Here is a 26,438-nt window from a genome sequence, read left to right as displayed (position 1 = left end):
TCTCTTCCGGATCACGATCAGGCAGCTGGTTAGTCAACCCGCTGAGGATATGGGAGGTATCTTCTCCTGCAGCCACGTCCAACCTCTCTTTGCGCGCATGCATCGGCGCCCTCAGGTCCGGCAGGGTAGCTGCCTGGCGTGAACGCGACGTGTGCGACATATCGGTTACAACAGCCCGGTCATGTGCGCCGGGCAGGGTTCTATCTCGTCTACGACTGCTTATCCGTCCAGGGCGGTCGCCCCGCAGGCATAGATGTCACCAGTCACTCTAGCTCTGACGGCTTGCCGATGCGTAGCCGTGCCTGACGCCCCTGCCGTATTTGACCGTCATACTGGTTGTGTGACGCAGAATAAGCCGCACCGCGGCAGCACTAGCTTGAAGCCCACGCCCAAAGGGTGTTGGCTTGGAGTAATCGATATCACCATGCATAGGAGGAACACGTGAGCGAGGCCGACGCCGCCACTTCGGTAAATGTGGCGGAAAAATTGGGTTTCAAGAACGGGGATCTGATTCAGGAGTTCGGTTACGACGACGACGTCGACTTCGACTTGCGTGACGACATAGAGGATCTCACCGGGTCCGAGCTCCTGGACGAAGACGATCATGACGTTGTGGACGCCGTCATCTTCTGGTGGCGGGACGGCGACGGAGACCTGGTGGACACGCTCATGGATTCACTGACCACCCTGAGTGAGACCGGTGTGGTCTGGGTGCTGACGCCGAAGTCCGGGCGCCTCGGTTACGTGTCACCGGGGGAGATCCAGGAAGCCGCACCCACAGCCGGGCTTCACGTCACCACATCAGCGGGCGTGTCCAAGGACTGGAGCGCCACGCGGTTGGTCACCAGGAAGAACAAGTGACGGCACCTGGCTCCGTTGTGACAACGGAAGTCGCCGGTGCGCCCGCGGTAGGTGAGCAGGCTCCGGATTTCACGTTGGTGAACCAGTATGGTGAGCCCGTCCGGCTGGCGGACTTCCGCGGCCGCAACGTCGTGCTTGTCTTCTATCCGTTCGCCTTCTCCGGCATCTGTACCGGGGAGTTGTGCGAGATCAGGGACAACCTGGCCGTCTTCGAGGATTCCGACGCCGAAGTGCTGGCGGTCTCGGTGGACAGCAAGTTCGCCCTCCGGGCGTACGCCGAGCAAGAGGGCTACCGGTTCAACCTGCTGGCTGACTTCTGGCCGCATGGGGCCGTAGCTGAAAAGTACGGCGTCTTTGACGCGGAGAGCGGAATGGCGCGCCGGGGGACCTTCATCATCGACGGCGGCGGCACGGTCCGCTACGTCGTGGTCAACCCTCGGGGCCAGGCGCGTGACCTCGGCGAGTACCGCCGGGTGCTGGCGAGGCTGGCCTAGGTCCTACCCATGGATCAGCGGCGGTCCGGCATAGGGCTGACAGGGTTTGCCAGTCAGCCGCCGGTGCCGCGTGCCCGCCCGTCCGCCGATGATCTCGAGGTCCTGGCCGGCATCAAGGAACTGCTGTCCGGGCTGCGCATGGCGCTGCTGACGGGAGCCGGGCTGAGCACGGATTCGGGGATCCCGGACTACCGGGGGCCTGATTCGCCACCACGGTCACCCATGACCTACCAGGAGTTCGTGCGGGACGCGTCGAATCGGCAGCGGTACTGGGCACGGAACCATATCGGCTGGTCCCACCTCCGCCGCGCTGATCCCAATGCAGGCCATGCCGCGGTGACCGCTCTGGAGCGGCGGGGACTCCTGACGGGCTTGATCACACAGAACGTTGACCGCCTGCACGAGGACGCCGGCAGCGTGAACGTGGTTGACCTGCACGGCCGTTTCGACCGGGTGATCTGCCTTGACTGCAAACGTACGTACTCCCGGCAGCTCCTCGCGGCCGTCCTGGAGGAGCTGAATCCGGACTTCCTGCACCGGGCATCGGAGTCCGGAGCAGGGGAAATCGCGCCGGATGCCGATGCCACGGTGGAGGACTCACAACTGATCGGCAGCTTCGTGGTTGCAGGGTGCCCTGCCTGCGGCGGGGTCCTCAAACCAGACTTTGTGTACTTCGGCGAAAACGTCCCCAAGGAGCGGGTCGAACGCGCCTACGCCATGGTGGACCAGGCCGCCGCCTTGTTGGTTGCCGGCTCTTCCCTCAGTGTCATGAGCGGGCTGCGCTTTGTAAGGCACGCCGCTAAACAGGGCAAGCCCGTGGTCATCATCAACCGCGGCGAGACCCGCGGCGATGACCTGGCCACCATCAAGCTCGCCGCCGGCGTCAGTGAGTCCCTCGCCTGGCTGGCTGCGGAGTTGCCCGGACTTCCTGAGCACTGACCCGGATTGGCATTTCAGGGGCTCGATCCGGTAGAGTCTATGTTCGTTGGTTCGAGCACTTCGGTGTGAAAAATCCGCAGAATGGGTCTTTAGCTCAGCTGGTAGAGCGCCACGTTTACACCGTGGATGTCATCGGTTCGATCCCGGTAGGACCCACCACGAAAAACCCCGTCCGCAGGCCTGACAGCCTGCCGGCGGGGTTTTGTGCTTTCCGGAGACGCACTGCGGCAACTAATGCCTGACCCGGACATGCCTGGACCCGGAAATGTCAGTGCCCTTCCGTAGTCTGCGGGCATGGAACATGTACTGGTGAAAACCGCCACTGACGGCCGGCCCGGCGCCGTTATCCGTGGCGGGCGTGAGTGGACTGTCGGGGCCGAGCCGGTCCGCTGGTTTGAACGCGTCAGCTGGTGGGAGGCCGAGCGCAGAATGCCCGTTGGCCTCAGCCGCGTGGACGTGGAGGTCTGGCGTCTTCAGGCGAGATTGGGACGGAACGAAGAGTCGGCCCTGACCACTATGGAGATCCTGCGGGACGGCCTGGGCGGTGGCTGGAAGCTGCGGAGCGCCATTGCGGATGCGGCCTGAAATTGGAAAAGCCTTCCACCGCGACTATTGGGGGATGCCGCGGTGGAAGGCTTAACTTGAATATACCGTGAACATTTGGAAACACGAAACTGATTCGCCGTGCCGCCGGCAGATGGCTTCATCGGCCCCGATTGTCACGGGAAGGCCTGCGGCTTCGACCTCGGCACCGCCTCCGCAGACCGCCAAAGCCATTATGATGGTAAGTGTTCAGCCAAATGAACAGATGCTGCGGGCTTCCGCTGCGTCTGCATGGCTGGCCGCCGAAGCTGCCCGCGCTTTCCGAGCGCGCACCGATTGAAGGAGAATCATGGTCGATTCCCGCGCACCCCGGCCCAACGACGGATTGGGCAGCACCTCGCCGGCGCCGGCCGTCACCAGGGCGGCGGCCGTCTTAGAGGCCCTAGCCGGCTCTGCGACGGGCAGGCTGACGCTCAGTGACCTGGCCCGCGAGCTGGGCATACCCAAGTCGTCGACGTCCAACCTGCTGCTCGCCCTCGAAGAGGCGCGACTGATCAGCCGCCAGGGAGCTGAATACACGCTGGGACGGAAGCTTGTGGAGCTCGGCGCGGCCTATCTGAGCAGGCTCGACGAGGTGCAGGAGTTTTACCGGTTCTGCGAGCAGGCACCCACGCTGTCCGGGGAAACCGTCCGGATTGCCATGCTGGACGGCACCAACGTCATCTACCTGGCGCGGTATGAAGGCCACCCTGCAGTCAGGCTGACGTCCAACATCGGTGACAAGATGCCGGTCTCGCTGTGTGCCGTGGGCAAGGCCCTCGTCGCCCGGCTCCACGACCACGACATCGACGCCATGTTTGCCGATGATGCGGAGCTTCCGGTGTTGACCCCGAAGTCCTTGCGCACGGGATCGGAACTCAAAGCCCAGATCCGCGAGATCCGCGAAAAGGGCTATGCATTCGAGGATGAGGAATCCACTACCGGCGTCGTCTGCCTCGCCGTGTCCGTGCCAACCCGCGGCGCCCACGGCCCCAGCCTGGGGCTTTCCGTGACGGCTCTCAAGGCGACGTACTCGGACGAGCAGGGGGCCCAAATGGTGAAAGAACTCAACGAACTGGCGAGGTCTTTGGGCAATCCCATGGGCTGAACGGGGCTGCGAGCCGCGTCACATTGGGGCCTTTGCGCGGGCAGCAACACAGGGTATTGGCGAGTTGTTCATCATGTTGTACTCTGTTCAACATAGTGATCGACGCCACGGGTGTTGCCGCTATCCCACCAGGCCAACGGGGGCCTGTTGTGTCTATGAGGGAGTGCTTGTGACTACTCGTACTGAATCACCGCTGGCTGATGCGGACGGCGCCGTCGTCGAACCGGAACAGCTGCGAAGGGCAACTCTTGCCAGCTCCGTAGGCTCCGCGCTGGAGTACTACGACTTCTACATTTACGGGCTCGCTTCGGCCCTGATCTTCGGGCCGCTGTTCTTCAAGCCGCTCGGCGAGGACGGAGCATTGATCGCATCCTTCGCCACCTACGGGGTGGGGTTCGCAGCCCGCCCGTTTGGCGGGGTGATCTTCGGCTACATTGGCGACCGGTTCGGCCGCAAGATGGTGCTCATCCTGACGATCGGACTGATGGGCACCGCCAGCTTCGCCATCGGCCTGCTGCCCACGTTTGAGCAGGCAGGCATGCTGGGCGCGGTCCTCCTCGTGACGCTCCGCATCCTGCAGGGGCTCGGCGCCGGAGCCGAGCAGGCCGGCGCCACCACTCTTATTTCGGAAGTCGCCCCGCGCCGCCGTCGTGGTTTCTTCGCTTCCCTGCCGTTCGTCGGAATCCAGCTGGGCACGCTCCTCGGTGCCGGGACCTTCGCGCTGATTGCCATGGCCGACAAAGCTGTCCTCGAAGGCTGGCTGTGGCGCGTGCCCTTCCTGGCCAGCGTGCTGCTGATTGCGGTGGCTATCTTCATCCGGCTGCGGCTCAAGGAAACTCCGGTCTTCCAGGAGCTGGAGAAGCACAAGAATGTGGTCAAGAACCCCATCGGGCAGCTGTGGAAGCACTCGAAGAAGAACGTCCTCATCGGCATCGGCCTCCGCATGGGCGAGAACGGCAACTCCTCGATCTACTCCGCCCTGCTGATTGCGTTCCTTGCGGCGAAGGACGGTGTCTTCCCGGGTGACAAGTTCATCGGGCCGGTGGGGCTCCTCATCGCCGCAGGCTTCGCCGCCGTCATGGTGGTCACGTTCGGTGCACTGTCGGACAGGTTCGGCCGCGTGCCGGTCTACCGCTACGGTGCGCTGTTCCAGGCTGTCATCGCCCTCCCGGCGTTCTACCTGGTCACCCTGGGCAACGTCACGCTCGTCTGGGTAGTCATGGTGGTGGGCATCGCCCTGGGAGTCCAGTCCATGCTCGGCCCGCAGTGCCCGTTGCTGCCTGAGCTTTTCGGCTCCCAGTACCGCTTCACCGGTGTGGCCATGAGCCGCGAGCTCTCGGCTGTCCTGGCGGGCGGGCTGGTTCCGCTGGTGGGTGCTTCGCTGCTGGCGGCAACGGATCACTCGTGGCTGGTACTCGCCGTCTACTCGCTGGTGCTTGCGCTGATCTCCTTTGCCACCACCTTCTTCACCCCTGAGACCGTGGGCCGCGACCTCTTGCTCACGGAGGACGCGAGCTAGCACTACGGACCCGGCATCCCTGCCCAGCACCGTCACTGCGCTCGAAGGCTGTGGCCCCTTCCCTCGGGAAGGGGTCACAGCCTTCGTTGTCCCCGACGTAGGTGCATCCGGCCTTGCCCGGTCCCGTGGCTGAGTTCCGTCACGCATCCCCGTCGAGTGTGAATCGCAGCGCGAGATGGCGTTCTTTTTGCAGCGCTATCTGGCGTTCCAAGCAGTCCTCGCCGCGTCGGCTTCAGATGGTGCGTCGTTGGCTCGCGGTACCGTCGTCCGGGACACCCGGAACAGCTCGGCCAGTTTCAGCCTGCGTATGTTCGCCGGCGTCGTGCAGGGTCAGAAGGTGCTTCCGCCAAGAAGTTTGCACACACCGACGGCGCGTACTCCTCGCCTGTTCTCACTTCGCGTCGCACCCCCGTTAGTGTTTGGATCGTGATTATCTGGATCAACGGAACTCATGGCGCTGGTAAGACAACAACGAGTGCCTTCGTGCAGAAGCTCGTCCCTGACTCGCAAGTCTTCGACGCTGAAAAAGTCGGTGAGACGCTCATGGACCTCAAACCGGGGCTACCTGCGACAGACAATTTCCAGCATTGGCCACCGTGGAGGCCGCTTGTCGTAGACACCGCGCGGCGCATCCTCGACTACACCGGCGGAACACTGGTGATCCCTATGACCGTTTTGGTCGAGAGCTATTGGCGCGAAATCAGTGCCGGACTGGGCCATCACTCCATCCCAGTAAGGCACTTCGTCCTCCACGCCGACCAAGACACCCTCCGGGGGCGTATCGAGGGAGAGCACGTCATCCCCTCGCCCTTCCGCCTTAAGTACCTCGAGCCGTATGCCGAGGCAGCTCGCACATGGCTCCACAAGGAGGCGGAAGTAATCAACACGACACACCTCACCCAGGCCCAAACAGCCTCCCTGATTGCGACAGCCATCCAGAACTGATCGCGTGGAAGCGGATGCCCAGGAAACATGCGACGCTTTCCCGAACGGGGCATCTCTCGGTCGTGAGAACGAAACCCATTCAAAGTGAGCTGCCCGCTAGAGGATCGGCGTTACGGGCACCAGAAGTGCCATTTGCCGCTGCGAAAACACTGCCACTTATCGCGGTTCCCACCCGTCCGGCCCGTGGCCCGCAGACACAAAAGGGCGGCCCCTCCGCTTCTGGAGAGGCCGCCCGCCGGTCAGTGCCCTGCTGGGATACTGGCGTTTAGTAGAAGTGGACCGTGTCCACGAGGTGCGGGAGTTCGCCGCCGTCGAGGAAGGTCCGCAGGTTGCTGCAGAACCGCTCGGTGATGAGGCGGTTTTCAGCGGCACTCAGCGCGGACGTGTGCGGAGAGACCATCACCTTGGGGTGGTTCCACAGCGGGCTGTCCTGGGGGAGCGGCTCCACAGCGAACACGTCCAGGCAGGCATACGAGACCCGGCCGTTTTCCAGTGCCTCCAGCAGTGCGTCCTCGTCCACCACCGTTCCGCGTCCCACGTTCACAAACACGGTGCCCGGCTTCATTGCCCCGAAGATCTCGCGGTTGAAGAGCTTCTCCGTGAAGGGCGTGCCGGGCAGGGTATTCACAACAGCGTCGGCCGAGGCCAGCAGGCCTGCCAAGTCGCTGTTGTCGGCCACTTCTTCGATGCCGTCGATCGGCTCCACGTTGCGCTTGGTCCCGCTGACCTTCATGCCGAGGGCTCGGGCAATCCGTGCCGTTTCCAGGCCGATCTCACCCAGGCCCGTGACCACCAGGGATGAGCCGTTGACCAGCCGCGTCGGCGTCCGCAGCTCCGGCCAGACCTTGGCGGCCTGGTCCTGGGCAAGCTCGGCGCTCCGCTTGAAGCCGTTGAGGATCCCCATCGCGGCAAACTCGGCCAGCGGCAGGGCGTGGACACCCGCGGAGGTGGTCACCTTGAACTTGTTCAGTGTCCCGGCGTCGAGGCCCGAGGCCTTGACGGCGCCGCCCGCCCCGGCGGCCATGGCGTGGATCCACTGCAGGTGCGGGTTTTCCCGGGCGATCCGGGCCAGTCCGGCAGGACTTTCATTCGGGAAGCCGTACAGCACCTGGGCCTTGCCCAGCATCGCCCAGTAGTGCTCCTCCTGCTCGGGCGTGCGCTGGAACGCGGGGTCGCCGGCGTGGTCGGCCGGGAAGCGTTCCCGAGGCAGCAGATCGGGTTCGTAGAGAACGGTCACGGAAGGGTCTACGGCGCGGATGCGGTCCACCAGCTCGGCTTCGAGCGGTACGGCGATCGCGACGGTGGTTTGGGTCGTCATAGTGTTCATCATACTGAATTGAGGCTAGAATGCTGAACAGATTTCCCGAGATTAACCACGAAGATGTGAGGTTGCGCCGAATATGAATATACAGAGAGCGGGCTTCGTCGGCCTGGGACTGATGGGGGCGCCCATGGCGACCAACCTCCTCAGGGACGGGTGGTCGGTCACCGCGTGGAACCGCTCGCCCGCCGCGCTGGAAGATTTCAGGAACCGCGGCGGCGAGGTGGCCGGTGACGTGGCGGCACTCCGCGACGAACCCGTGACCGTTTTCATGCTCCCGGACCTCGGATACATCGAGGAGGCCGCGGCCGGGCTGCTGGCCAGCTGGGCGGACACGCCTCCGGCACCCGGGACGGCACTGGTGGTCATGAGCAGCGTTTCCCCCGAGGGCGTCCGCGAATTCGGCCGCCGCGTCCGCGAAGCCAGCGCAGGCAACGCCGTTGTGGTCGATGCCCCTGTTAGCGGGGGCACCAAGGGCGCCACAGAGGGAACCCTGGCCATCATGGCCGGGGCCGACGACGAAGCGGACTTCCGCAGGTTGCTGCCGATGTTCGAGGCCATGGGAGCCACCGTTCGGCGCCTTGGCCCGCTCGGCGCGGGGTCCTTGGCGAAGGCCTGCAACCAGCTGATCGTGGGAACCACGACGGCGGCGCTCGCCGAGTCGGCTGAGCTCGCCGAGCGCTCCGGCCTGGAAGTCGCGGCGCTCTACGAGGTCCTGGCCGGCGGACTCGCCGGAAGCAGGGTCCTGGACGTCGTGGGCCCGCGGCTCGTGCGCAAGGACTACACGCTCACCGGGCCGGCCAAGTTCATGCACAAGGACCTGTCCTTCGTCGTGGAGTCGGCCGAAGCGGCCGGCACCGCCGTCCCCATGGCGCGGGCCGGCGTCGAACTCTACGCGGAACTGAAGCGGCAGGGGCTGGGGGACCAGGACCTCGCCGTCGTCAGGCAGACCATTTCCAATCTCAGCAGGACGACCGCGGACGCCGCGAAGAGAGGGACCCTTCCACAATGAATTCACTTTTTGACCTGACCGGGCGTATTGCCCTGGTGACCGGTTCGAGCCGGGGAATCGGCAACGCGTTAGCGCGGGCGCTGGCCGATGCCGGGGCCACGGTGGTGCTGAACGGGCTCAGTCCGGAGCGGCTCAAGGCCGCCGAGGCTGCGATGGCGGCCGACTACGCGCCCGGCCGGGTGCACAGCTGCGCGTTCGACGTCACGGACGACGCAGCAGCCGCCTCCGGCATCGCGTGGGTGGAGGAGAACGTGGGTCCGCTGGAGATCCTGGTGAACAACGCCGGGATCCAGCACCGCGTGCCGATGCTGGAGCTGGATGTGAAGGACTGGGAACGGGTGATCTCCACGGATCTGACCAGCGCGTTTTTGGTGGGCCGGGAGGCGGCCCGGCACATGATTCCCCGGGGCCGGGGGAAGGTCATCAACATCTGCTCGGTGCAGACCGACCTGGCCCGCCCCACGATCGCCCCGTACATCGCGGCCAAGGGCGGGCTGCGGAACCTGACCCGGGCCATGACCGCGGAGTGGGCGGCCTCAGGGCTGCAGATCAACGGGATCGCGCCGGGTTACATCCACACCGAGATGACGCAAAACCTGGTGGACGATGCGGAGTTTAATTCCTGGATCCTGGGCCGGACCCCGGCGAACCGGTGGGGGACCGTGCAGGACCTGGCAGGCCCGGCAGTCTGGCTGGCCTCGAGCGGCTCGGACTTCGTCAACGGCCAGACGATCTTCATCGACGGCGGAATGACGGTGGTGGTCTGATGGCGCCGGTGACGGATGGTTCAACAGCTTTGCCGGCCGCGGGCCCGGCCGTGGTCGCATACGCGAAGGGTGACCTGCGGATCGAGGAGGCCCCGCTGGCGGCGCCGGGGCCGGACGAGGCCGTCGTCGAAGTGGCCTATGGCGGCATCTGCGGCTCGGACCTGCACTACTGGCTCCACGGCGCCGCGGGGGAGTCGATCCTGAAGGCCCCGCTGGTGCTCGGCCACGAGATTTCCGGGCGCGTGGTCCGGCCCGCGGCGGACGGCACCGGCCCCGCCGCGGGGACTGCCGTCGCGGTTCATCCGGCCACTCCGGGGCCGGGCGCGGCCCGGTATCCGGCGGACCGGCCAAACCTCTCGCCCGGCTGCACCTACCTCGGCAGCGCGGCCCGGTTCCCGCATACCGACGGCGCGTTCAGCCGGTACGTGAACCTGCCGGCCCGGATGCTCCGGGCACTACCGGAGAATCTGGACCTGCGCACGGCGGCGCTGATCGAACCCGCGTCCGTTGCCTGGCATGCCGTGGCGCGGGCCGGCGACGTTGCGGGAAAGACCGCGCTGGTGATCGGGTCCGGGCCCATCGGCGCGCTGGCCGTCGCGGTCCTGAAACGGGCCGGCGCGGCCCGGATCGTCGCGGTCGACATGCACGCCAAACCGCTCGAGATCGCCGCCGCGGTCGGCGCGGACGAGGTGCTGGCCGCCGGCGACGCCGACGCGATCGCCGCCGTCGAAGCCGATGTGGTGATCGAGTCCTCCGGGAACCATCACGGGCTGGCCTCCGCGATCCGGGGCGCCGCCCGCGGCGGGACCGTGGTGATGGTGGGCCTGCTGCCCACCGGCCCGCAGCCCGTCCTGATCTCCCTGGCCATCACCCGGGAACTCGACCTCAAGGGCTCCTTCCGCTTCAACGACGAAATCGACGACGTCATCGCCGCCCTGGCCGACGGCACCCTCCACATCGAACCCGTCATCACCCACGAATACCCCGTGGCCGAGGCCCTCGAAGCCTTTGGCGTCGCCCGCAACTCCGCCGAATCCGGCAAAGTGCTGCTGAGCTTTGCGTCGGATCGCTAGCGGCGGGGCACCGGGACGAATACCCGCGGCTGCTCGACCCATACCGGCTCCATCTCCGAGATGGTCTGGCGCATGATGAGACTGGACGCCTCGCGGGCTTCCGCGGCATCGCCGGTGAAGATTGCCTTGGCAACGTCCAGGTGCCACTGGAGGACGACGTCGCGGGGGCGGTCCGGCATCAGCCCGTGCACCGTGCGGCCGGTCAGCGTCTCGGCCACCTGGCCCACGAGGTTGGCGAACATTTCGTTGCCGGACCCGCTGAGCAGCAGAGAGTGGAACTGGATGTCCAGTTCCAGGAACCGGGGCACGTCGCCGGCCTGGCCGGCGTCACGCATGGCGAGGGACACCTCCAGCAGCTCCCGGCGGAGATCGTCCGGAGCGTTCACGGCGGCGAGTTCCGCGGCAACGGGTTCGACGGCGGACCGCAGCTCCGCCAGCGACCTGAGCTGTGCGCCGCGGCCTTCACTGGCCAGCCGCCAGCGGATAACCTGCGGGTCGAAGGGGTTCCAGCGGTGTGGCGGGAGGACCCTGATTCCCACGCGCTTGGTGGTTTCCACCAGGCCGAGCGACTGGAGCACCCGGACGGCCTCGCGAACCACCGAGCGTGACACTTTGAGTTCGTCTTCCAGCTGCTCCGCCAGCATGACGTGGCCCGTGGGGAGGCTGCCGCCGACGATTCGGGTTCCCAGGTGCTCGATGGCACGGTGGTGGAGGCTGGTTGACATATTCGTAAGCATAATCGGGCGGCGCCGGTTTGTTTCCCGGGCTCCCATGGCGCGGCCGCCCGTGGCGCGGGCGCGCCCGGCGCCGTACATCATAGACTGTTTGTGACGCGCGTCTTTCCACTACGTGGGCGCCACTTTCCCCACGTGGCCCGCAATACATATGGTTTATTCACAGCCACTTTGCCTCAAGCGTGTTCCGCAGGACGTGCGGGACCCATTGCACACGTTGCACAGAAATGAATTGGAGTTTTGATGTCAGCACACATCGGTGTCACCGGCCTTGCGGTGATGGGTGCCAACCTTGCCCGCAACCTGGCCCGGAACGGCTTCACCGTTGCCCTGCACAACAGGTCGGTCGAGAAGACTGACACACTGCTGGAAAAGTACGGCCAGGAGGGCGACTTCGTCCGTACCGAAAGCCTTGAAGAACTCGTCAATTCGCTGGAGAAGCCGCGCCGCGTCCTGATCATGGTCAAGGCCGGCAAGCCGGTTGACTCCGTGATCGAGCAGCTCGAGCCGCTGCTGGAGGCGGGCGACATCATCATCGACGCCGGCAACTCGCACTACGAGGACACCCGCCGCCGCGAAGCCGCCCTTGCCAAGAAGGACCTGCACTTCGTGGGCATCGGTGTTTCCGGCGGTGAGGAAGGCGCTTTGAACGGCCCGTCCATCATGCCCGGCGGCTCCAAGGAGTCCTACGACGCCCTCGGCCCGCTGCTGGAAAAGATCGCCGCTAACGTTGACGGCCAGCCCTGCTGCGCCTGGATCGGCACCGACGGCGCCGGCCACTTCGTCAAGATGGTCCACAACGGCATCGAATACGCCGACATGCAGGTCATCGGCGAAGCCTTCGACCTCCTCCGCTCCGGTGCCGGCATCGAACCGGCCGAGCAGTCCAAGATCTTCGCAGAGTGGAACAAGGGCGAGCTCGCGTCGTTCCTGATCGAGATCTCCGCCGAGGTCCTGGGCCACGTGGACACCCGTACGGGCAAGCCGTTCGTGGACGTCGTCGTGGACGCTGCCGGCCAGAAGGGCACCGGCCGCTGGACGGTCATCTCCGCGCTCGAGCTGGGGTCCCCGACGTCGGGCATCGCCGAATCCGTCTTCGCCCGCGCGCTGTCCTCGCAGGCCGAGCAGCGCAAGCTGGCCCAGGAACTGCTCGCCGGCGAGGAAATCGCCGTCGAGGTTCCGGAGACGTTCGTCGAGGACGTCCGCCAGGCGCTGTACGCGTCCAAGCTGGTCTCCTACGCCCAGGGCCTGGACATGCTGACCTCCGCAGCCAAGGAATACGGCTGGGACCTGAAGCTGGACGAGATCGCTTCGCTCTGGCGCGGCGGCTGCATCATCCGTGCAGAACTGCTCAAGGAAATCACCAAGGCCTACGCCGCGGATGAAAAGCCGGCGAACCTGCTGTTCGCTCCGGCCTTCACCAAGGCCATCGCCGAGGTCCTGCCGGCCTGGCGCCGCGTTGTTGCCACGGCCGTGCAGCTGGGCATCCCCGTCCCGGTGTTCTCCTCCTCGCTGGCTTACTACGACGGCCTGCGCCGCAAGCGCCTCCCGGCCGCCGTGATCCAGGGACAGCGCGACCTCTTCGGTGCACACACCTACGGCCGCGTCGACGCTGAGGGCACGTTCCACACCCTCTGGGGCGAAGACAAGTCCGAGATCGAGGCCGTGGACACCCACTAGTCACCGGCTAGCCCGGTTCAATACCGGAACGCCCTACGAACGCTAACGGCCGGCACTTCCCCGATACTCTGGGAAGGTGCCGGCCGTTTGTGTGTCCGGCGCCGGCTGTTCCGCCGTGCACCGTCCGCCAATCTAGGAGTCCCGGGTGTCCCAGCCAGTAGCGTTCGTCACCGGAGCCTCCACCGGCATCGGATTTGAGGCAGCGAAAAAGCTGGCCTTCAACGGGTTCGCTGTCTATGCCGGCGCGCGGCGGGTAGACAGGATGGAACCCCTCAAAGCCCTCGGCATCAACGTCCTGCAACTGGATGTCACTGATGATGAGTCGATGCGGAACGCTGTCGGCACCGTCCTGGACGCACACGCGCGGATCGACGTCCTGGTGAACAACGCCGGCTACGGCTCCTTCGGCTCGCTGGAGGAAGTTGATCTGGCGGAAGGCAGGCGGCAGTTCGATGTCAACGTCTTTGGCCTTGCCCGGATGACCCAGCTGGTACTGCCGGCCATGCGCGCCGCCGGGCAGGGGCGGATCATCAACATCTCGTCCATCGGCGGAAAGTTCTACGAGCCGCTCGGCACCTGGTACCACTCCACCAAGTTCGCGGTCGAGGGACTCAGCGACGCCCTGCGGCTCGAACTGAAGCCGCACGGCATCGGCGTCTCTATCATCGAACCCGCCAGCACCCTGACGGAGTGGGGGCGCATCTCCGCCGAGGGGCTGCTGGCCAGCTCCGGACGCGGCCCGTACATGGACCAGGCAAAGGAGATGGCTGCGGTGCTGGCGTCCACCGACAAATCGGCCACGTCCACGCACCCGGAAGTCGTTGCCGACGCGGTCCTGCACGCCGCCACGTCGGCGCGCCCCAAGACCCGCTATCCCGTGGGCAGGGGCGCGGCCGCGATCTTGGCGTTGCGGCGGATCCTGCCGGACCGGGTGTACGACGCCGCGGTGATGGCCGTCCTTAAACGCGTCGCGCGCTGACGTGATTTGGGCCGGCTGTAGTATGCCGGTATGGCTATCGCGCGCTTCCCGGGACTCGTTATTGACTGCCCTGATGCGGGGGCCCTAGCGGCTTTTTACGGCGCACTGCTCGGCTGGAAGGTGAAGGCTGACCCCACCTGGGCCGAGATCCGCCCTGACGACGGCAGTGACTGCATTTCGTTTCAGCAGATCGACGGCTACCGGCCGCCGGAATGGCCTAGCCAGGCCGTGCCCCAGCAGATGCATCTGGACCTGATGGTGGAGGACCTGGACGAAGGCGAGAAAGCGGTGATTGAGCTGGGCGGCACTAAGGCGGACACCCAGCCCGGCACCACCTTCCGCGTCTTCCTCGACCCGGCCAGCCATCCGTTCTGCCTCTGCGTGGACTGAGCCGCCGCTAGGTCCGGCGGCTGCTCAGATCCGGTACTCGATGTAATACTCGGCCGGGTCCACGGCCGGTTTGGTCTCACGCTGGGCGTCACGGTGGCGCCAGCTGGCCGGAACGCCGGTCACGATGGACTCGGGCGGCGCGTCCTTGACGACGACGGCGTTGGCGCCCACTGCGCTGTCCCGTCCGATAACGATGGGCCCGAGAATCTTCGCCCCGGCCCCGATCGTGACCCGGTCCTCGATGGTGGGGTGGCGCTTCACCTTTGCGAGGGACCTGCCGCCCAGAGTCACCCCGTGGTAGATCATCACGTCTTCGCCGATTTCGGCGGTCTCGCCGATCACCACGCCCATGCCATGGTCAATGAAGAACCGGCGTCCGATCGTGGCGCCCGGATGGATCTCGATTCCCGTCAAAAACCGGGTCAGCTGCGAAATGAGCCGGGCCGGAAAGCGAAGTGCCGGGTACTGCCACAGCCGGTGCGTCAGCCGGTGCGCCCAGATGGCGTGGAGCCCGGAATAGGCGAAAAAGTTCTCAAAAGAACCTCGAGCCGCCGGGTCGTGGGACCGGGCGGCGTCGAGGTCTTCCTTAAGTCTTGCGAAGAAGCCCACAAAGATCTTTCTACAGGAAACGGAAAGCAGCTGGCTAAGGCTTAGCCCCGGATGTCGTCATACAGGACGGTGGAGATGTAACGCTCACCGAAGTCGCAGACCACCGCAACGATCAGCTTGCCCGCGTTCTCCGGGCGCTTGGCCAGTTCCAGTGCGCCCCAGACGATGGCTCCGGACGAGATGCCACCGAGGATGCCTTCCTTGACGCCGAGGTCCCGGGCTACGGCCACGGAGTCCTCCAGGGTGGCGTCCAGGACCTCGTCGTAGACGTTGGTGTCCAGGAGCTCCGGAATGAAGTTGGCGCCAAGGCCCTGGATCTTGTGCGGGCCCGGTGCACCGCCGTTGAGGATGGGGGAGTCCTTGGGCTCGACTGCCACGATCTGGACGTCGGGGTTGCGCTCCTTCAGGACCTGGCCGACGCCGGTGATGGTTCCGCCGGTACCGATGCCGGAGACGAAGATGTCTACCTTGCCGTCGGTGTCTTCCCAGATTTCCTCAGCGGTGGTCTTGCGGTGGATCTCCGGATTGGCCTCGTTGGCGAACTGCTGGGCCCAGATGGAGTTCTCCGTGTTGGCAACGATCTCCTGGGCCTTCTCCACGGCGCCGCGCATGCCTTCGGAGCCCGGGGTAAGAACGATCTCGGCGCCAAAGGCGCGCAGCATGACACGGCGTTCGGTGGACATGGTCTCCGGCATGGTCAGGATGACCTTGTAGCCGCGGGCCGCACCCACCATGGCCAGCGCGATGCCGGTGTTGCCGGACGTGCCTTCAACGATGGTTCCGCCGGGCTTGAGTGCGCCGGACTTTTCAGCGGCGTCGATGATGGCGACGCCGATGCGGTCCTTGACGCTGTTGGCCGGATTGTAGAACTCGAGCTTGACGGCAACCTGTGCATCCAGGCCTTCGGTCAGCCGGTTGAGCCTGACCAGGGGAGTGCCGCCTACCAGCTGCGTTACATCGTCGTAGATCCGTGCCATGTACTTACGCCTATCTCTCAGGAGGGAATACTTTGGTCAGCCTAACGAGGGCGCAAGCGACCCTGCTAAGCATTAAGCCATGCAGAGTAATATTTCCGCGCCTTGGCCAGCTTGGGGTTGATGATGACCTGGCAGTAACCCTGATCGGGGAATTTGGCGTAATAGTTCTGGTGGATATTTTCCGCCGGATAGAAGTCCGGAAGCCGGCTGACCTCGGTCACGATCGGCCGTGACCACAAATCCTGGTTCCGCTCGATCGCTTCCTCAAAGAGGATTTTCTCCTCGGTGGTCTCGTAGAACATGGAGGAGCGGTACTGCGTGCCGACGTCGTATCCCTGGCGGTTGAGCGTGGTGGGGTCGTGCAGGGCGAAGAACATGTCCAGGATGACTTCGGCCGGGATAACGTCGTCGTCGAAGGTGACTGCCACGACCTCCGCGTGGCCGGTGGTGCCTGAGCAGACGGAATAGTAATCCGGGTGGCGTTCGTGGCCCCCGGTGTAACCCGAGACGACGGACGTGACGCCCTTCGTTTTCTGGTAGACGGCGTCGAGGCACCAGAAGCATCCTCCGCCAAGCACAAAAGTTTTCATGTCCTCTTCAATGGTTCAGCCGTGCGGATGATTCCCGTAGTAACCCTACGGGCTCGTAACGGGCACGGGCCAGGGGCGACTGTAGGGTAAAAATATGAGTATGGAACCTGTGAACAGTGACGTGGCAGCCGAGCCGGAGGAGACTCCGGATGCAGCGGAATCGTCCGATGCAGCCACGCTCGGGCAGCTGATGCTGGCCGTGGAGGAGCTTTGGCCCGAGTCACTGGCGGAGGAATGGGACGAGGTGGGCCTCGTCGCGGGTCACCCGTCTGCTGAAATCACCCGCGTCATGTTCGCAGTTGATCCCACGCTCGAAGTGATCGACGAGGCCATCGAATGGGGCGCGGAGCTCCTCATCACCCACCACCCCCTGCTGCTTAAGGGCGTCACCACCGTCGCGGCGAATACCGCCAAAGGCCGGGCAGTCCACCGCCTGATCGAGTCGGGCACGGCGCTACTGAGCGTTCACACAAACGGTGATTCCGCCGTCGGAGGCGTTTCCGACGTGCTGGCCGATGCTCTGGGGCTGGAAAATGTCGCACCGCTGACGCCTGCCGCCAACGGCCTTCCGGAGGAAGGCATCGGCCGGGTGGGCGACCTCGCCGAGGCGATGACCCTGGGCGACTTCGCGGCGCGGGTCTTCGGCATCCTGCCGTCGGTGGCGGGCGGCGTCAGGGTATCCGGGGACAAGGACGGCCTGGTCAGCCGGATTGCCGTCTGCGGCGGGGCAGGAGATTCGCTCTTTGACGAAGTCCGGGCCAGCAACGCGGACCTGTTCGTCACGGCCGACCTCCGGCACCATCCTGCGTCCGAAGCGCGTGAGGCGGCCGTCAACGGCCGCCCCTACCTTATTGACGTGTCGCATTTCGCCAGCGAATGGCTGTGGCTTCCGGCTGCCGCGGAGGCGCTCGGAAACGTCCTGGCGGACCAGGGCCTCGACGTCGAGATCCGTGTGAGCACCACCAACAGCGATCCGTGGGACTTCATTCTGACTCCCGGCGGGGACTAGAGTCTATAAAGCCCCGTAGGGGTGCCCGGCTGAGGCCGGATGGGAACAAGCGGAGGTAATAGTGGCCAAGGCAGCACCGGCGGAACAGTTGAAGTTGCTCGATCTCCAGGGCTTGGACGCCAGGCTCCGGTCCCTGTCCAACCGCCGCCGCAGCCTTGAAACTGATCCCCGCATCTCGGATCTCCAGGCGGCGCTCGGAATCGCCAACGGAGAGCTCGGCGCCGCGAAGATGGCCGTCCATGACGCCGAAGCGGAACTGAAGCGTGCCGAGGCTGATGTGGAGCAGGTGGTCAACCGCATTGAACGGGACGAAGCGCGGCTCAACAGCGGCACGGGCCTGTCCAAGGACCTCGTGGCCCTGCAGAAGGACATCGCCTCGCTCAACAAGCGGCGCTCCGATCTCGAAGACGTAGAACTCGGTGTGCTGGAGCGTCTGGATGGCCTGCGCGAACGTCAGGCAACCCAGCAGCGCATCGTTGACGACATCCAGGGTTCGTTCGGCGTGATCCGTGCGGAGCTCGACGCCGCCCTGGCCGAAATCGCCGCCGAGGCAACCGAGGTGGCCGCCCGTCGCGCCGAATTTGCTGCCGGCCTGGATACCGGCATGCTCGCCGTGTACGAGAAAACGCTGGCAAAGCGCGGAGTTGGCGCTGCCAGGCTCTTTCACGGCACATCCGAAGGCTCCGGCATGCGGCTGAGCCCCGGCGACCTCGCTGAAATCAAGGCAGCAGCCGAGGACGACATCGTTTTTTGCCCCGACTCCGGCTGCATCCTGGTGCGCTCCGCCGAATGGGTCTGACCGAACTAGGTAGCAGCACACGCGGTTCCCGGCGCTGACAGCGGTGCCGGCTGATACCTACTCTGGTGTCAGCCGGGCAGAATGATGTTCAGGGCATGGGCCTTGCGGGCCGTGCCGGGCTCGAGTTCTGAAGCCCATTTTTCGCCTGCGGCCTTGTGCAGCTGCTGCGGAGTTTCCGGAGCCTTGCCCCGCCGGGTCAGCAGGTGCCGGGCCAGTTCGCCCCTGGTGTGCTTCGCGAAGTGGCTGACCACCTTGCGCACGCCGTTCACCTCGGTGAAGACGTTGACGGCCACGGTGTTCGACGCCGGGGGAGCCCACGCCGCGGCATAGGTGCTCGAACGGCAGTCCACCAGCAGCTGGCCGCCTGCCGCCGCGGCGAGGGCGTCCGTGAGCTGCGGTTTCCAGAATGACGCAAGGCGTCCGACGTCGGGCAGTGCCGTTGACATGGACAGCCGGTAGGCGGGGACCGGGTCCGCAAACCGGATGGCACCCCAGAGTGCCGAGATCACCAGCACCGATTCATCCGCCTTGCGCCGCTGGACCGCCGTCATGGTCTTGTAGCCGAGGGCGTCGTACAGCACGCCGGAATAGACCTGGTGGGCGGGTGCCGCCGGTTCCGCGTGCAGCCGGGTGTTGCGTTCGACGTCGTCCTTCAGCGACGCTCCGACGCCCAGTAAGGCCAGGGCGTCCTCGTGCGCACTGACCGTTCCCAGTGCGTCGAGCACCTTGGCCCGGTAGGTATTGAGCTCAGGGAAGCTCAGGGACGCCCAATCCATAGCGTCGCCGCGGACGGCCGGAGTCTTGCCTTCGGACGGGGGGAGCAGGATCAGCACCGTACGATCTTACCGGTGCGCGCCCCCCGACTTTCCCCCGCACCGTTCCCCCCGGACACTCGCTCAGCCGAGGTGCCAGCCCAGGAAAGACAGGACGTTCGGCAGGACGGACCGCCAGTAAGCCGCGTCGTGGCCGCCGGGCTGGAATCCGCCCTCGACCGGGGCGGGCAGTCCCCGGACGTAGTCCCTGACCGAGGCGACCAACTCGTCCTCAGTCCCGCAGTCGATCCGTTTGGGCGTCGCTGCCAGCTTGGGCCGGAGCGCGAATACGTCGTGGGCGGCGAAGTCCGCGGGGCTGTCGAAGGCCCGTTCCATTCGTGCGTCGTAGCTGTCCCAGACTGCCGGACTCATGGCCGCCACCGCCCAGATACCGGGCATCCGGGCCTGGGATGCCAGAAGCAGGGCACCGAAGCCGCCCATCGATATGCCGAAGAGTCCGATCCGGCCGATGTCATAGCCCAGGGCGCCGAGGAACGGAACGAATTCCTTCACCAGCATCGACTGGGTGTCGCTGCCATCCGCGCGGGCGTGCCACCAGGTGTCGCCGCCGTCCACCGACGCGATGGCGAAAGGCGTCCCGCCTGCGGCGAGATGCCGCTGCAGGACCAGGTGAGCCTCGAGCCCATCGAAGATGCCCCGGTTGTTGCCGCCCAGTTCATGGAGGAACACGGCAACGGGGTAGTCTGTGGCGCCCCTCCCCGGGACAACCGGAGTGGCGACAGTCCAGTGGGTGGTCGCCGTGCGGAACTTCGAGACGAAGGAGCCGGTGCTCATTTCCACCGAGGGACGGCCGGCGGGGAATGTCGACGGCGGCTTGGCCGCCGTCGTGCGGGGCGGTGCCGTACGGACTGGTGCGGTATTTGGCGGTGCGGTGGTGACCGGTGTGGGGCCCGGGCCCGGAGGGCCTGTGCATGCTGACAGCGCAGCGGCGCCAACACCGGACGCTGTCCACTGCAGCAGCCGGCGCCGGGCAACGGGACGGTTGTCCATTTCCCGATCATAAGCCTCGGAGGTGCCTGCCGCCTCGGCTTCCTCCTCGGCTGCCGGCCGAACGGCCGGATTGTTGGTCACGCCGCCTTCACTGAGGACGGTTCGGCCTTCGCCGATTCATTCTGTGCCGATGCTGTCGGTGAGGGCGCAGCTCCCTGCGCGGCCTGGCTTTCCCGGGCGAGGAATGCCGAGAGCTCGCCGATGGTGCTCATGAGCGGCGCCGGGAAGACGACCGTCGTGTTCCTGTCCACGCCGATTTCGACCAGGGACTGCAGGTTCCGGAGCTGCAGTGCCAGCGGATGAGCCATCATGGTGTCCGAGGCGTCGCCAAGGGCCGCCGCTGAGATGGCTTCGCCTTGCGCGGCGATGATCTTGGCGCGCTTCTCCCGTTCGGCCTCCGCCTGTCGGGCCATGGCACGCTTCATGCCGTCCGGCAGTTGAATGTCCTTCAGCTCTACCAGGGTGACCGCCACGCCCCACTCGAGCGTCAGGGCGTCCAGGATCTCCCGGATGTCGGAGTTGATCTGCTCAGTCTCCGACAGTGTCTGGTCCAGGCTGTGCCGGCCCACCACCTTCCGCAGGGTGGTCTGGGCGATCTGGTTGATCGCTGCCGCGACGTTCTCGATCGCGACCACGGATTTCACGGCGTCCACCACGCGGTAGTACGCCACCGCGGAAATGTCGACGCTCACGTTGTCCTGGGTGATGATGCCCTGCGACTGGATGGGCATGGTCACGATCCGCAGGCTGACGAGGTGAAGCCGGTCGATGACGGGGATGATGAAGCGCAGCCCCGGCATTCTGACTGCGACCACCCTGCCCAGTCTGAAGAGTACGCCCTGCTCGTACTGCCGCACGATCCTGATGGACATCCTTGCCGCGGTCAGCAGCAGCACCAGGAGGATGGCGGCGATGATGATGGTGGTGGGGTCCATGGGGATCCCCTCCTTTGTGAGTGTTGGAGCGATTTAATTGTCTCACCGCCGCCTCCGGCCCGCGGGGAGCGGAGGCGGGCGGCGTACGCGGAGCAGGGCAGGCCGCGTACGCGGAGCCGTGCCGGCCGGGAAGCCCGTAGACTGGACGACGGATGGGTTGACCAGGCGGCCGCGCGTCACGTAAGTGGCTCGAGGAACGTCCGGGCTCCGCAGAGCAGGGTGGTGGGTAACGCCCACTCGGGGTAACCCGCAGGCCAGTGCCACAGAAAACAGACCGCCTGCCTCGCGCCGATTTTGAAAGCGGCACGAAGCAGGTAAGGGTGAAACGGTGGTGTAAGAGACCACCAGCTTCCCGGGTGACCGGGAAGGCTAGGTAAACCCCACCCGGAGCAAGGCCAGACAGGGCACGATTGAGGGCTGCTCGCCCGAGTGTCCGGGTAGGCCGCTGGAGGGCGTCGGCAACGGCGTCCGTAGATGGATGGCCGCTACTCCCGCGCTGGTAACGGCACGGGAGCACAGAACCCGGCGTATCGGTCAACCCATCCACTTCCCTGGACGGTTGCCGGCCGGAGCCCGGTGTGAGTCAATTCACGCACTTCGCGGCGGTCCGGGCATCCTGGCAGCCCTAGAATGGACAGTGAACGTAGAAGTTCTTCCGCCGGATCTGCGTTTGCAGCCGGCGTTTTTCTTTGCAACGTCCAACGGCATCCGGGGTGGACCGAAACCCTGCCGGTGCCCGTGCCCCTGGATAACTTCCGGTGGGCGCCCTCCGGTTTACGAGGACGTATCCGGTTGAACCAAGGAAGGTAGTTCTGTGAGCCAGACGTCAGATTCTTGTCTTGATACGTGGATGGGCCGCGAGGCACTCGCCGAGGCCATGATTCCGGTGATCGGCCGGCTGTACCGGGAAAACAATGTGGTGACCTCCATCCACGGACGCAGCCTGATCAACAAGTCCGCGATGAACATCCTGAAGGCGCACCGCTTTGCACGGCGGATGAGCAAGGACGAGCTCCTGCTCGAGGAGACGGCACCCCTGCTGGACACCCTCGCAAAGCTGGAACTCGGTGCAGCGGCCATCGACATCGCGCGCCTGAACCAGAAGTTCAAGTCCGACGGCGGCGACGCCACTTTGGAGGAATTCCTCCGCGGCGAGCTGGCCGAGGTAGTGGGCAAGCGCGGCGCAGACGACCGCACCAGCACCGACGTCGTCCTGTACGGGTTTGGCCGGATCGGCCGCCTGCTCGCCCGCCTTCTCATTGAAAAGGCAGGCGGCGGCCACGGCCTGCGCCTGCGTGCCATCGTGGTGCGCCGGGGTTCGGACAACGACCTGTCCAAGCGCGCGAGCCTCTTGCGCCGCGATTCGGTCCACGGCTCCTTCGAAGGCACCATCCGGGTGGACCAGGAAGCCAACACCATCACCGCCAACGGTGTGCAGATCCAGGTCATCTACTCGGACAACCCGGCCACCATCGACTACACGGCCTACGGCATCAAGGACGCCCTGGTGGTGGACAACACGGGCCGCTGGCGCGACACCGAGGGTCTGTCCCAGCACCTCCTGAGCAAGGGCGTGGCGCGTGTGCTGCTGACGGCCCCGGGCAAGGGCGAGCTGAAGAACATCGTCCACGGCATCAACCACGGCACCATCCTGGATTCGGACAAGATCGTCACCGCGGCGTCGTGCACCACCAACGCCATCACGCCGGTCCTGAAGGCGATCAATGACAAGTACGGCGTGGTCCATGGCCACGTGGAGACGGTCCACTCCTTCACCAATGACCAGAACCTCATTGACAACTTCCACAAGGGCGACCGCCGGGGCCGCTCAGCCGCGCTGAACATGGTGATCACCGAGACGGGGGCAGCCAAGGCCGTGGCCAAGGCACTGCCGGAACTGCTGGGCAAGCTCACCGGCAGCTCCATCCGCGTTCCCACGCCGGATGTCTCCCTGGCCATCCTGAACCTCAGCCTGGAAAACGGCACCACCAAGGACGAGGTCAACGACTACCTGCGGGAAATGTCGCTGCACTCGGTCATGCGCAAGCAGATCGACTACATCGACTCCCCTGAGGTCGTGTCCACGGACTTCGTCGGCTCCCGCCGGGCAGGCATCGTTGATGGCCTCGCCACCATCTCCAACGACAAGAACCTGGTGCTCTACGTCTGGTACGACAACGAGTTCGGCTACAGCTGCCAGGTGGTCCGCGTCATGGAGGAAATGGCCGGCGTGAACCCGCCGACTTTCCCTGCGAAGGACTCCGTCAAGGACGCAGCCCCCGTGCTGGCTGCTGCCACGGTCTGATAGCCCCGCCTCGCCAACAGTTCGGCCTCGCGGCCGGTCTCTGTAGGCCGCCCTCCGCAACCCGCTGCCATGGCAGCGGGTTGCGTTGTTTCCACCGAACTTCCCGGCTGAGTCTCTGGAATCAGCCGGGAAAGGGGACCACACTGTTCTCATGGAACACGACTCGACCCTCCAGCACGACACAACCCTGGAACACGCCCTCGACGTGGCGCGGGCCAACCAAAAGAAAGCCCAACAGCTTTTTGACGATGCCCGTGCTGCGCATGCGGCCGGCGAAATCGGCGAAGACCGGGTGGCCCAGTTGCAGCGCCTTCTCGACCTCGCCAACGCGGACCTTCGGCGCGTCATGCGGGAGCAATAGCGCGCAGTCGTATGCCTCGACTGTTCCTGCACAGCGCACTGTTCCTCAACACTGTGGATATCGGCCCTGATGTCCGTGGTCCGGCCTAGGCTCTGGGGGTGAGCAGAAAGCCGTCTCTGAAGCCCCGGACCATATGAGCGTCAGCTGGGCTGCCTACCGGCGTGCCCGACGTCGCTCGCGCCAGGCGTGGGCCGTGCTGGGGACGCTTTCTGTTGCCCTGGTCGCAGCCGTCGTCTGGTTCTTCACCGCCGGGCAATTTGTCGTCGCGGAGCCGGCCGTATCCGGCCCGAGCGAGGCCCCTGTATTCGATCCGGCCTGGATGAAGCCCGTGTTTCCACCGCGGCCGGTGCCCGACGGCAGCGCGGTTGCCGCCCTGGAGGGCCTCGCCGTCAAGGGCCGGGCGCCGAAGAACAATTACCAGCGCACGGCGTTTGGGCCGGCCTGGCAGGATGCGGACCGTAACGGGTGCGATACCCGCAATGACATCCTGCGCCGCGATCTTCGCGAGGTTGTGTTTGCGAAGGGCTCCAAGTGCAAGGTTGCCGCCGGCGTGATGCACGAGCCGTACCTCGGACGCATGGCCACGTTCACGCGCGGCGCGGAGACCAGCAAGGACGTGCAGATTGACCACGTCGTGGCGCTGGGGGACGCCTGGCAGAAGGGAGCCCAGCAGCTCACGCCCAAGGAACGGCAGAACCTGGCCAACGATCCTCTGAACCTCATCGCGGCGGACGGTCCGGCCAACCAGGAGAAGAGCGCCTCGGATGCAGCCAGCTGGCTTCCGAAAAACAAAGCCCTCAGGTGCCACTACGTCGCACGACAGATCTCGGTGAAGGCGGCCTACGGGCTCTGGGTGACGCAGCCGGAGAAGGACGCCATGGCACGTGTGCTGAGCGCCTGTCCGCAGCAGCGGACCATTGCCGCCCGGTGAAGCGCCGCGAGTCAGTGCCGGCTCGAGCCGTGAGGCCAAGCGCCGAGGTCAGTGCCCGAACGGGTCCGGATCCACTCCCGGCATCCACGTCAGCCCGGGGATGCCCCAGCCACTCTTCTTCGCCTGCTTCATCGCCCTGCGCGCGTACCTGTCAATGAGGCGGTTCACGTAGAGCCGGCCATCCAGGTGGTCATATTCATGCTGGATCACACGGGCGAACCAGCCCGTGGCTTCAAAGTCCACCGGCTTGCCAAATCCGTCGAAGCCCTGGACCCGCGCCCAGTCCGCGCGCTTCAGGGGGTACTGGCCTCCCGGGAACGAGAGGCAGCCCTCAACCTCTTCGTCAGGATCAGGCAGCGCGCCGGAGATCTTGGAAAGCGTCAGAACCGGGTTGACCAGTACGCCCGAAGGCGGTGCGCCGTCCTCGTTGTCGTACTTGTACACAAAAATCCGTTTGCCCACGCCCACCTGGGGTGCGGCCAGCCCTACGCCGTTGGCTTTATCGTTCGTCTCAAACATGTCGGCAATGAGCTGGCGGAGTCCGTCGTCGAACACTGCAACTTCGGCAGCGCGGCGGTGCAGCACCGGCTCGCCCCAGATGGTGATAGGCAGAACGGTCATGTCAGTTGGATCCTTTGGTGCTGGGCGGACTTCAGCCGGCAACGGGGTGAAACAAGCAAAGGCCGCACCGGATAAACCGATGCGGCCTTTGTGATTGGCCGGCAACTCAATGCCGACCTTCGTGAGGGTGAGCGACGGGGGTTGAACCCGCGACCTCCTGGACCACAACCAGGCGCTCTGCCAACTGAGCTACGCCCACCATGTGCCTTCCACAGACTGTCCGGCAAGCCGTTCGTCCGAAAAGGCAACGTCAAATAGTTTACCTGCTGTTGGGGGGTGCTTTTGCCACTTTTGACCTTTTCGGCAAAATTTCCCCCGAACGTGGCGCAGATTACATTCCGGGCTCCGCCGCGGCCGCCGGAGGAACACTCTCTGCAGCGAGCTGGTCGGCGGTTGAGGCCGGACCGGATATCCGCTTGGAGATCTGTTGGGCGGTTGCGCTGTCCGGCCCCGGTGCGGGGACAAAGACGGCCTCCCGGTAGTAGCGCAGTTCGTCGATCGAATCCTTGATGTCGCCGAGCGCACGGTGCCCGCCGTGCTTGGCGGGTGCCTGGAAGTAGGCGCGGGCGAACCATCGCCGGGCCAGCTCCTTGATGGTGCTCACGTCGACGATCCGGTAGTGGAGGTGCTCCACGACCGAGGGCATGTCACGCGCCAGGAACACACGGTCCGTGCCGACCGAATTTCCGGCGAGCGGCGCCTTGCGGGCATCCGGCACCCACTTGCGGATGTACTCGAGGACTGCGGCTTCGGCCTCGGCGAGAGTCTTGCCGTTGGGGAGTTCCTCGAGGAGCCCCGAGCGGGTGTGCATCTCCCGGACGAAGTCGTTCATCTGCGCGAGTGCCGCGTCGTCGGGCTTGATCACGACGTCCACCCCGTCCCCGAGGATGTTGAGGTCCGAGTCCGTCACGAGGGCAGCCACTTCGATCAGGGCGTCATTGACACTGTCAAGGCCGGTCATTTCGCAGTCGATCCAGACGATGCGTTCGTTAGTTATAGGCACCCGATCAGCCTACCGTTTCGTCGTCCCGCCACCGTGCGATGCTAAGATTTCGGGTACGTGGCGGCGTCCCT

28 protein-coding genes, 2 tRNA genes and 1 other RNA gene are annotated in these 26,438 nt (G+C 65.3%); 20 read left to right on the top strand and 11 right to left on the bottom strand.

Features of this window, described 5'->3' with window-relative positions:
• Nucleotides 1–441: 441 nt before the first annotated feature.
• From CXQ90_RS19775 to CXQ90_RS19740, 8 genes are all read left to right on the top strand, one after another.
• A complete protein-coding gene (locus CXQ90_RS19775) occupies nt 442–861 on the top strand; it encodes a DUF3052 domain-containing protein (RefSeq protein WP_104141055.1) in 420 nt (139 codons plus the stop codon).
• Entirely contained in the window at nt 858–1,355 is a 498-nt protein-coding gene (locus CXQ90_RS19770; protein ID WP_181038643.1) for a peroxiredoxin, read from the top strand. Before CXQ90_RS19775 ends, CXQ90_RS19770 begins: the two co-directional genes overlap by 4 nt.
• Before the next feature lie 9 nt (nt 1,356–1,364).
• Entirely contained in the window at nt 1,365–2,294 is a 930-nt protein-coding gene (locus CXQ90_RS19765; protein WP_104141054.1) for an NAD-dependent protein deacetylase, read from the top strand.
• Between the two features lie 83 nt (nt 2,295–2,377).
• Nucleotides 2,378–2,453: transfer RNA gene (locus CXQ90_RS19760), tRNA-Val, on the top strand.
• Nucleotides 2,454–2,588: 135 nt separating this feature from the next.
• Nucleotides 2,589–2,879 (top strand): hypothetical protein, encoded by a 291-nt coding sequence (locus tag CXQ90_RS19755; RefSeq protein ID WP_104141053.1) that lies wholly within the window; start codon nt 2,589–2,591, stop codon nt 2,877–2,879.
• A 307-nt stretch (nt 2,880–3,186) separates the two neighbouring features.
• Entirely contained in the window at nt 3,187–3,984 is a 798-nt protein-coding gene (locus CXQ90_RS19750) for an IclR family transcriptional regulator (RefSeq protein WP_104141052.1), read from the top strand.
• 169 nt (nt 3,985–4,153) lie between these two features.
• Nucleotides 4,154–5,503 carry an MFS transporter gene (locus CXQ90_RS19745; RefSeq protein ID WP_104141051.1) on the top strand — a complete coding sequence of 450 codons (1,350 nt, stop codon included), beginning with the start codon at nt 4,154–4,156 and terminating at the stop codon, nt 5,501–5,503.
• A gap of 426 nt (nt 5,504–5,929) precedes the next feature.
• Nucleotides 5,930–6,448 carry an ATP-binding protein gene (locus CXQ90_RS19740; RefSeq protein WP_104141050.1) on the top strand — a complete coding sequence of 173 codons (519 nt, stop codon included), beginning with the start codon at nt 5,930–5,932 and terminating at the stop codon, nt 6,446–6,448.
• Nucleotides 6,449–6,713: 265 nt separating this feature from the next.
• Here CXQ90_RS19740 and CXQ90_RS19735 read toward each other — a convergent pair whose 3' ends face one another.
• Nucleotides 6,714–7,778, bottom strand: coding sequence for a D-2-hydroxyacid dehydrogenase (locus CXQ90_RS19735; RefSeq protein ID WP_104141049.1), 1,065 nt, complete (start codon nt 7,776–7,778; stop codon nt 6,714–6,716).
• A gap of 70 nt (nt 7,779–7,848) precedes the next feature.
• On the opposite strand from CXQ90_RS19735, the gene CXQ90_RS19730 reads away from it, so the two are divergent.
• The 3 genes from CXQ90_RS19730 to CXQ90_RS19720 are packed head-to-tail and all read left to right on the top strand — an operon-like array spanning nt 7,849 to nt 10,621.
• Nucleotides 7,849–8,781, top strand: a complete 933-nt coding sequence (locus tag CXQ90_RS19730) for an NAD(P)-dependent oxidoreductase (RefSeq protein ID WP_104141048.1) — start codon at nt 7,849–7,851, stop codon at nt 8,779–8,781.
• Nucleotides 8,778–9,548, top strand: coding sequence for an SDR family oxidoreductase (locus CXQ90_RS19725; RefSeq protein WP_104141047.1), 771 nt, complete (start codon nt 8,778–8,780; stop codon nt 9,546–9,548). The genes CXQ90_RS19730 and CXQ90_RS19725 overlap by 4 nt, the downstream gene beginning before the upstream one ends.
• An 8-nt stretch (nt 9,549–9,556) precedes the next feature.
• Nucleotides 9,557–10,621: an L-idonate 5-dehydrogenase gene (locus tag CXQ90_RS19720; protein ID WP_258064626.1), complete on the top strand. Its 1,065-nt coding sequence runs from the start codon at nt 9,557–9,559 to the stop codon at nt 10,619–10,621.
• On the opposite strand, the gene CXQ90_RS19715 is transcribed toward CXQ90_RS19720, so the two are convergent.
• Complete coding sequence (locus CXQ90_RS19715) at nt 10,618–11,346, bottom strand: FadR/GntR family transcriptional regulator (RefSeq protein WP_104141061.1); 729 nt, start codon at nt 11,344–11,346, stop codon at nt 10,618–10,620. The genes CXQ90_RS19720 and CXQ90_RS19715 overlap by 4 nt on opposite strands.
• Before the next feature lie 252 nt (nt 11,347–11,598).
• Here CXQ90_RS19715 and gndA point away from each other — a divergent pair, with 252 nt between their 5' ends.
• The 3 genes from gndA (at nt 11,599) to CXQ90_RS19700 (ending at nt 14,404) form a co-directional block, all read left to right on the top strand.
• On the top strand, nt 11,599–13,035 hold the full coding sequence (gene gndA / locus CXQ90_RS19710; RefSeq protein ID WP_104141045.1) for an NADP-dependent phosphogluconate dehydrogenase: 1,437 nt from the start codon (nt 11,599–11,601) through the stop codon (nt 13,033–13,035).
• Nucleotides 13,036–13,180: 145 nt separating this feature from the next.
• On the top strand, nt 13,181–14,014 hold the full coding sequence (locus tag CXQ90_RS19705) for an oxidoreductase (RefSeq protein ID WP_104141044.1): 834 nt from the start codon (nt 13,181–13,183) through the stop codon (nt 14,012–14,014).
• A 30-nt stretch (nt 14,015–14,044) separates the two neighbouring features.
• A complete protein-coding gene (locus CXQ90_RS19700) occupies nt 14,045–14,404 on the top strand; it encodes a VOC family protein (RefSeq protein WP_104141043.1) in 360 nt (119 codons plus the stop codon).
• A gap of 24 nt (nt 14,405–14,428) precedes the next feature.
• Here CXQ90_RS19700 and epsC read toward each other — a convergent pair whose 3' ends face one another.
• From epsC to msrA, 3 genes are all read right to left on the bottom strand, one after another.
• Nucleotides 14,429–15,013: a serine O-acetyltransferase EpsC gene (gene epsC / locus CXQ90_RS19695; RefSeq protein ID WP_104141042.1), complete on the bottom strand. Its 585-nt coding sequence runs from the start codon at nt 15,011–15,013 to the stop codon at nt 14,429–14,431.
• Between the two features lie 41 nt (nt 15,014–15,054).
• Nucleotides 15,055–15,990 (bottom strand): cysteine synthase A, encoded by a 936-nt coding sequence (gene cysK, locus CXQ90_RS19690; protein ID WP_104141041.1) that lies wholly within the window; start codon nt 15,988–15,990, stop codon nt 15,055–15,057.
• Nucleotides 15,991–16,055: 65 nt separating this feature from the next.
• Nucleotides 16,056–16,580, bottom strand: coding sequence for a peptide-methionine (S)-S-oxide reductase MsrA (gene msrA, locus CXQ90_RS19685; protein ID WP_104141040.1), 525 nt, complete (start codon nt 16,578–16,580; stop codon nt 16,056–16,058).
• Between the two features lie 100 nt (nt 16,581–16,680).
• Here msrA and CXQ90_RS19680 point away from each other — a divergent pair, with 100 nt between their 5' ends.
• Together CXQ90_RS19680 and CXQ90_RS19675 are read left to right on the top strand one after the other, a co-directional pair.
• Nucleotides 16,681–17,589: a Nif3-like dinuclear metal center hexameric protein gene (locus CXQ90_RS19680; protein WP_104141039.1), complete on the top strand. Its 909-nt coding sequence runs from the start codon at nt 16,681–16,683 to the stop codon at nt 17,587–17,589.
• Nucleotides 17,590–17,650: 61 nt separating this feature from the next.
• The gene (locus CXQ90_RS19675; protein ID WP_104141038.1) at nt 17,651–18,388 is read left to right on the top strand and encodes a zinc ribbon domain-containing protein; all 738 of its coding nucleotides are present in this window, start codon (nt 17,651–17,653) and stop codon (nt 18,386–18,388) included.
• A gap of 68 nt (nt 18,389–18,456) precedes the next feature.
• Here CXQ90_RS19675 and CXQ90_RS19670 read toward each other — a convergent pair whose 3' ends face one another.
• From CXQ90_RS19670 to CXQ90_RS19660, 3 genes are all read right to left on the bottom strand, one after another.
• Nucleotides 18,457–19,221: a YaaA family protein gene (locus tag CXQ90_RS19670; RefSeq protein WP_104141037.1), complete on the bottom strand. Its 765-nt coding sequence runs from the start codon at nt 19,219–19,221 to the stop codon at nt 18,457–18,459.
• A 63-nt stretch (nt 19,222–19,284) separates the two neighbouring features.
• A complete protein-coding gene (locus CXQ90_RS19665) occupies nt 19,285–20,292 on the bottom strand; it encodes an alpha/beta hydrolase family protein (RefSeq protein ID WP_258064624.1) in 1,008 nt (335 codons plus the stop codon).
• Complete coding sequence (locus CXQ90_RS19660) at nt 20,289–21,146, bottom strand: slipin family protein (protein WP_104141036.1); 858 nt, start codon at nt 21,144–21,146, stop codon at nt 20,289–20,291. Before CXQ90_RS19660 ends, CXQ90_RS19665 begins: the two co-directional genes overlap by 4 nt.
• A gap of 153 nt (nt 21,147–21,299) precedes the next feature.
• Here CXQ90_RS19660 and rnpB point away from each other — a divergent pair.
• The 4 genes from rnpB (at nt 21,300) to CXQ90_RS19640 (ending at nt 24,743) form a co-directional block, all read left to right on the top strand.
• Nucleotides 21,300–21,692: RNase P RNA component class A (rnpB, locus tag CXQ90_RS19655), an RNA gene on the top strand.
• Between the two features lie 268 nt (nt 21,693–21,960).
• Nucleotides 21,961–23,451 (top strand): glyceraldehyde-3-phosphate dehydrogenase, encoded by a 1,491-nt coding sequence (locus CXQ90_RS19650; RefSeq protein WP_104141035.1) that lies wholly within the window; start codon nt 21,961–21,963, stop codon nt 23,449–23,451.
• A gap of 151 nt (nt 23,452–23,602) precedes the next feature.
• Entirely contained in the window at nt 23,603–23,812 is a 210-nt protein-coding gene (locus CXQ90_RS19645; protein ID WP_104141034.1) for a hypothetical protein, read from the top strand.
• Nucleotides 23,813–23,945: 133 nt separating this feature from the next.
• Complete coding sequence (locus CXQ90_RS19640; RefSeq protein WP_104141033.1) at nt 23,946–24,743, top strand: HNH endonuclease family protein; 798 nt, start codon at nt 23,946–23,948, stop codon at nt 24,741–24,743.
• A gap of 48 nt (nt 24,744–24,791) precedes the next feature.
• Here CXQ90_RS19640 and def read toward each other — a convergent pair whose 3' ends face one another.
• From def to orn, 3 genes are all read right to left on the bottom strand, one after another.
• Nucleotides 24,792–25,364 carry a peptide deformylase gene (gene def / locus CXQ90_RS19635; protein WP_104141032.1) on the bottom strand — a complete coding sequence of 191 codons (573 nt, stop codon included), beginning with the start codon at nt 25,362–25,364 and terminating at the stop codon, nt 24,792–24,794.
• A 126-nt stretch (nt 25,365–25,490) separates the two neighbouring features.
• Nucleotides 25,491–25,563: transfer RNA gene (locus CXQ90_RS19630), tRNA-His, on the bottom strand.
• Nucleotides 25,564–25,695: 132 nt separating this feature from the next.
• The gene (orn, locus tag CXQ90_RS19625; RefSeq protein WP_104141031.1) at nt 25,696–26,367 is read right to left on the bottom strand and encodes an oligoribonuclease; all 672 of its coding nucleotides are present in this window, start codon (nt 26,365–26,367) and stop codon (nt 25,696–25,698) included.
• Nucleotides 26,368–26,438: the final 71 nt, after the last annotated feature.

This window comes from Arthrobacter sp. ZGTC131, assembly GCF_002929275.1.
Taxonomy (GTDB): domain Bacteria; phylum Actinomycetota; class Actinomycetes; order Actinomycetales; family Micrococcaceae; genus Arthrobacter.
The sequence above is the reverse complement of the archived record's forward strand: the minus strand, read 5'-3'. Positions and strand labels throughout refer to the sequence as shown.

Bases quoted from the DNA above. Each gene is read 5' to 3' on its own strand.
- msrA (WP_104141040.1), bottom strand. From the start codon at position 16,580: ATGAAAACTTTTGTGCTTGGCGGAGGATGCTTCTGGTGCCTCGACGCC.
- cysK (WP_104141041.1), bottom strand. From the start codon at position 15,990: ATGGCACGGATCTACGACGATGTAACGCAGCTGGTAGGCGGCACTCCC.
- CXQ90_RS19735 (WP_104141049.1), bottom strand. From the start codon at position 7,778: ATGATGAACACTATGACGACCCAAACCACCGTCGCGATCGCCGTACCG.
- gndA (WP_104141045.1), top strand. From the start codon at position 11,599: ATGTCAGCACACATCGGTGTCACCGGCCTTGCGGTGATGGGTGCCAAC.
- CXQ90_RS19645 (WP_104141034.1), top strand. From the start codon at position 23,603: ATGGAACACGACTCGACCCTCCAGCACGACACAACCCTGGAACACGCC.
- CXQ90_RS19660 (WP_104141036.1), bottom strand. From the start codon at position 21,146: ATGGACCCCACCACCATCATCATCGCCGCCATCCTCCTGGTGCTGCTG.
- CXQ90_RS19765 (WP_104141054.1), top strand. From the start codon at position 1,365: ATGGATCAGCGGCGGTCCGGCATAGGGCTGACAGGGTTTGCCAGTCAG.
- CXQ90_RS19640 (WP_104141033.1), top strand. From the start codon at position 23,946: ATGAGCGTCAGCTGGGCTGCCTACCGGCGTGCCCGACGTCGCTCGCGC.
- CXQ90_RS19700 (WP_104141043.1), top strand. From the start codon at position 14,045: ATGGCTATCGCGCGCTTCCCGGGACTCGTTATTGACTGCCCTGATGCG.
- CXQ90_RS19730 (WP_104141048.1), top strand. From the start codon at position 7,849: ATGAATATACAGAGAGCGGGCTTCGTCGGCCTGGGACTGATGGGGGCG.
- CXQ90_RS19750 (WP_104141052.1), top strand. From the start codon at position 3,187: ATGGTCGATTCCCGCGCACCCCGGCCCAACGACGGATTGGGCAGCACC.
- CXQ90_RS19725 (WP_104141047.1), top strand. From the start codon at position 8,778: ATGAATTCACTTTTTGACCTGACCGGGCGTATTGCCCTGGTGACCGGT.
- CXQ90_RS19680 (WP_104141039.1), top strand. From the start codon at position 16,681: ATGGAACCTGTGAACAGTGACGTGGCAGCCGAGCCGGAGGAGACTCCG.
- def (WP_104141032.1), bottom strand. From the start codon at position 25,364: ATGACCGTTCTGCCTATCACCATCTGGGGCGAGCCGGTGCTGCACCGC.
- CXQ90_RS19715 (WP_104141061.1), bottom strand. From the start codon at position 11,346: ATGTCAACCAGCCTCCACCACCGTGCCATCGAGCACCTGGGAACCCGA.
- CXQ90_RS19755 (WP_104141053.1), top strand. From the start codon at position 2,589: ATGGAACATGTACTGGTGAAAACCGCCACTGACGGCCGGCCCGGCGCC.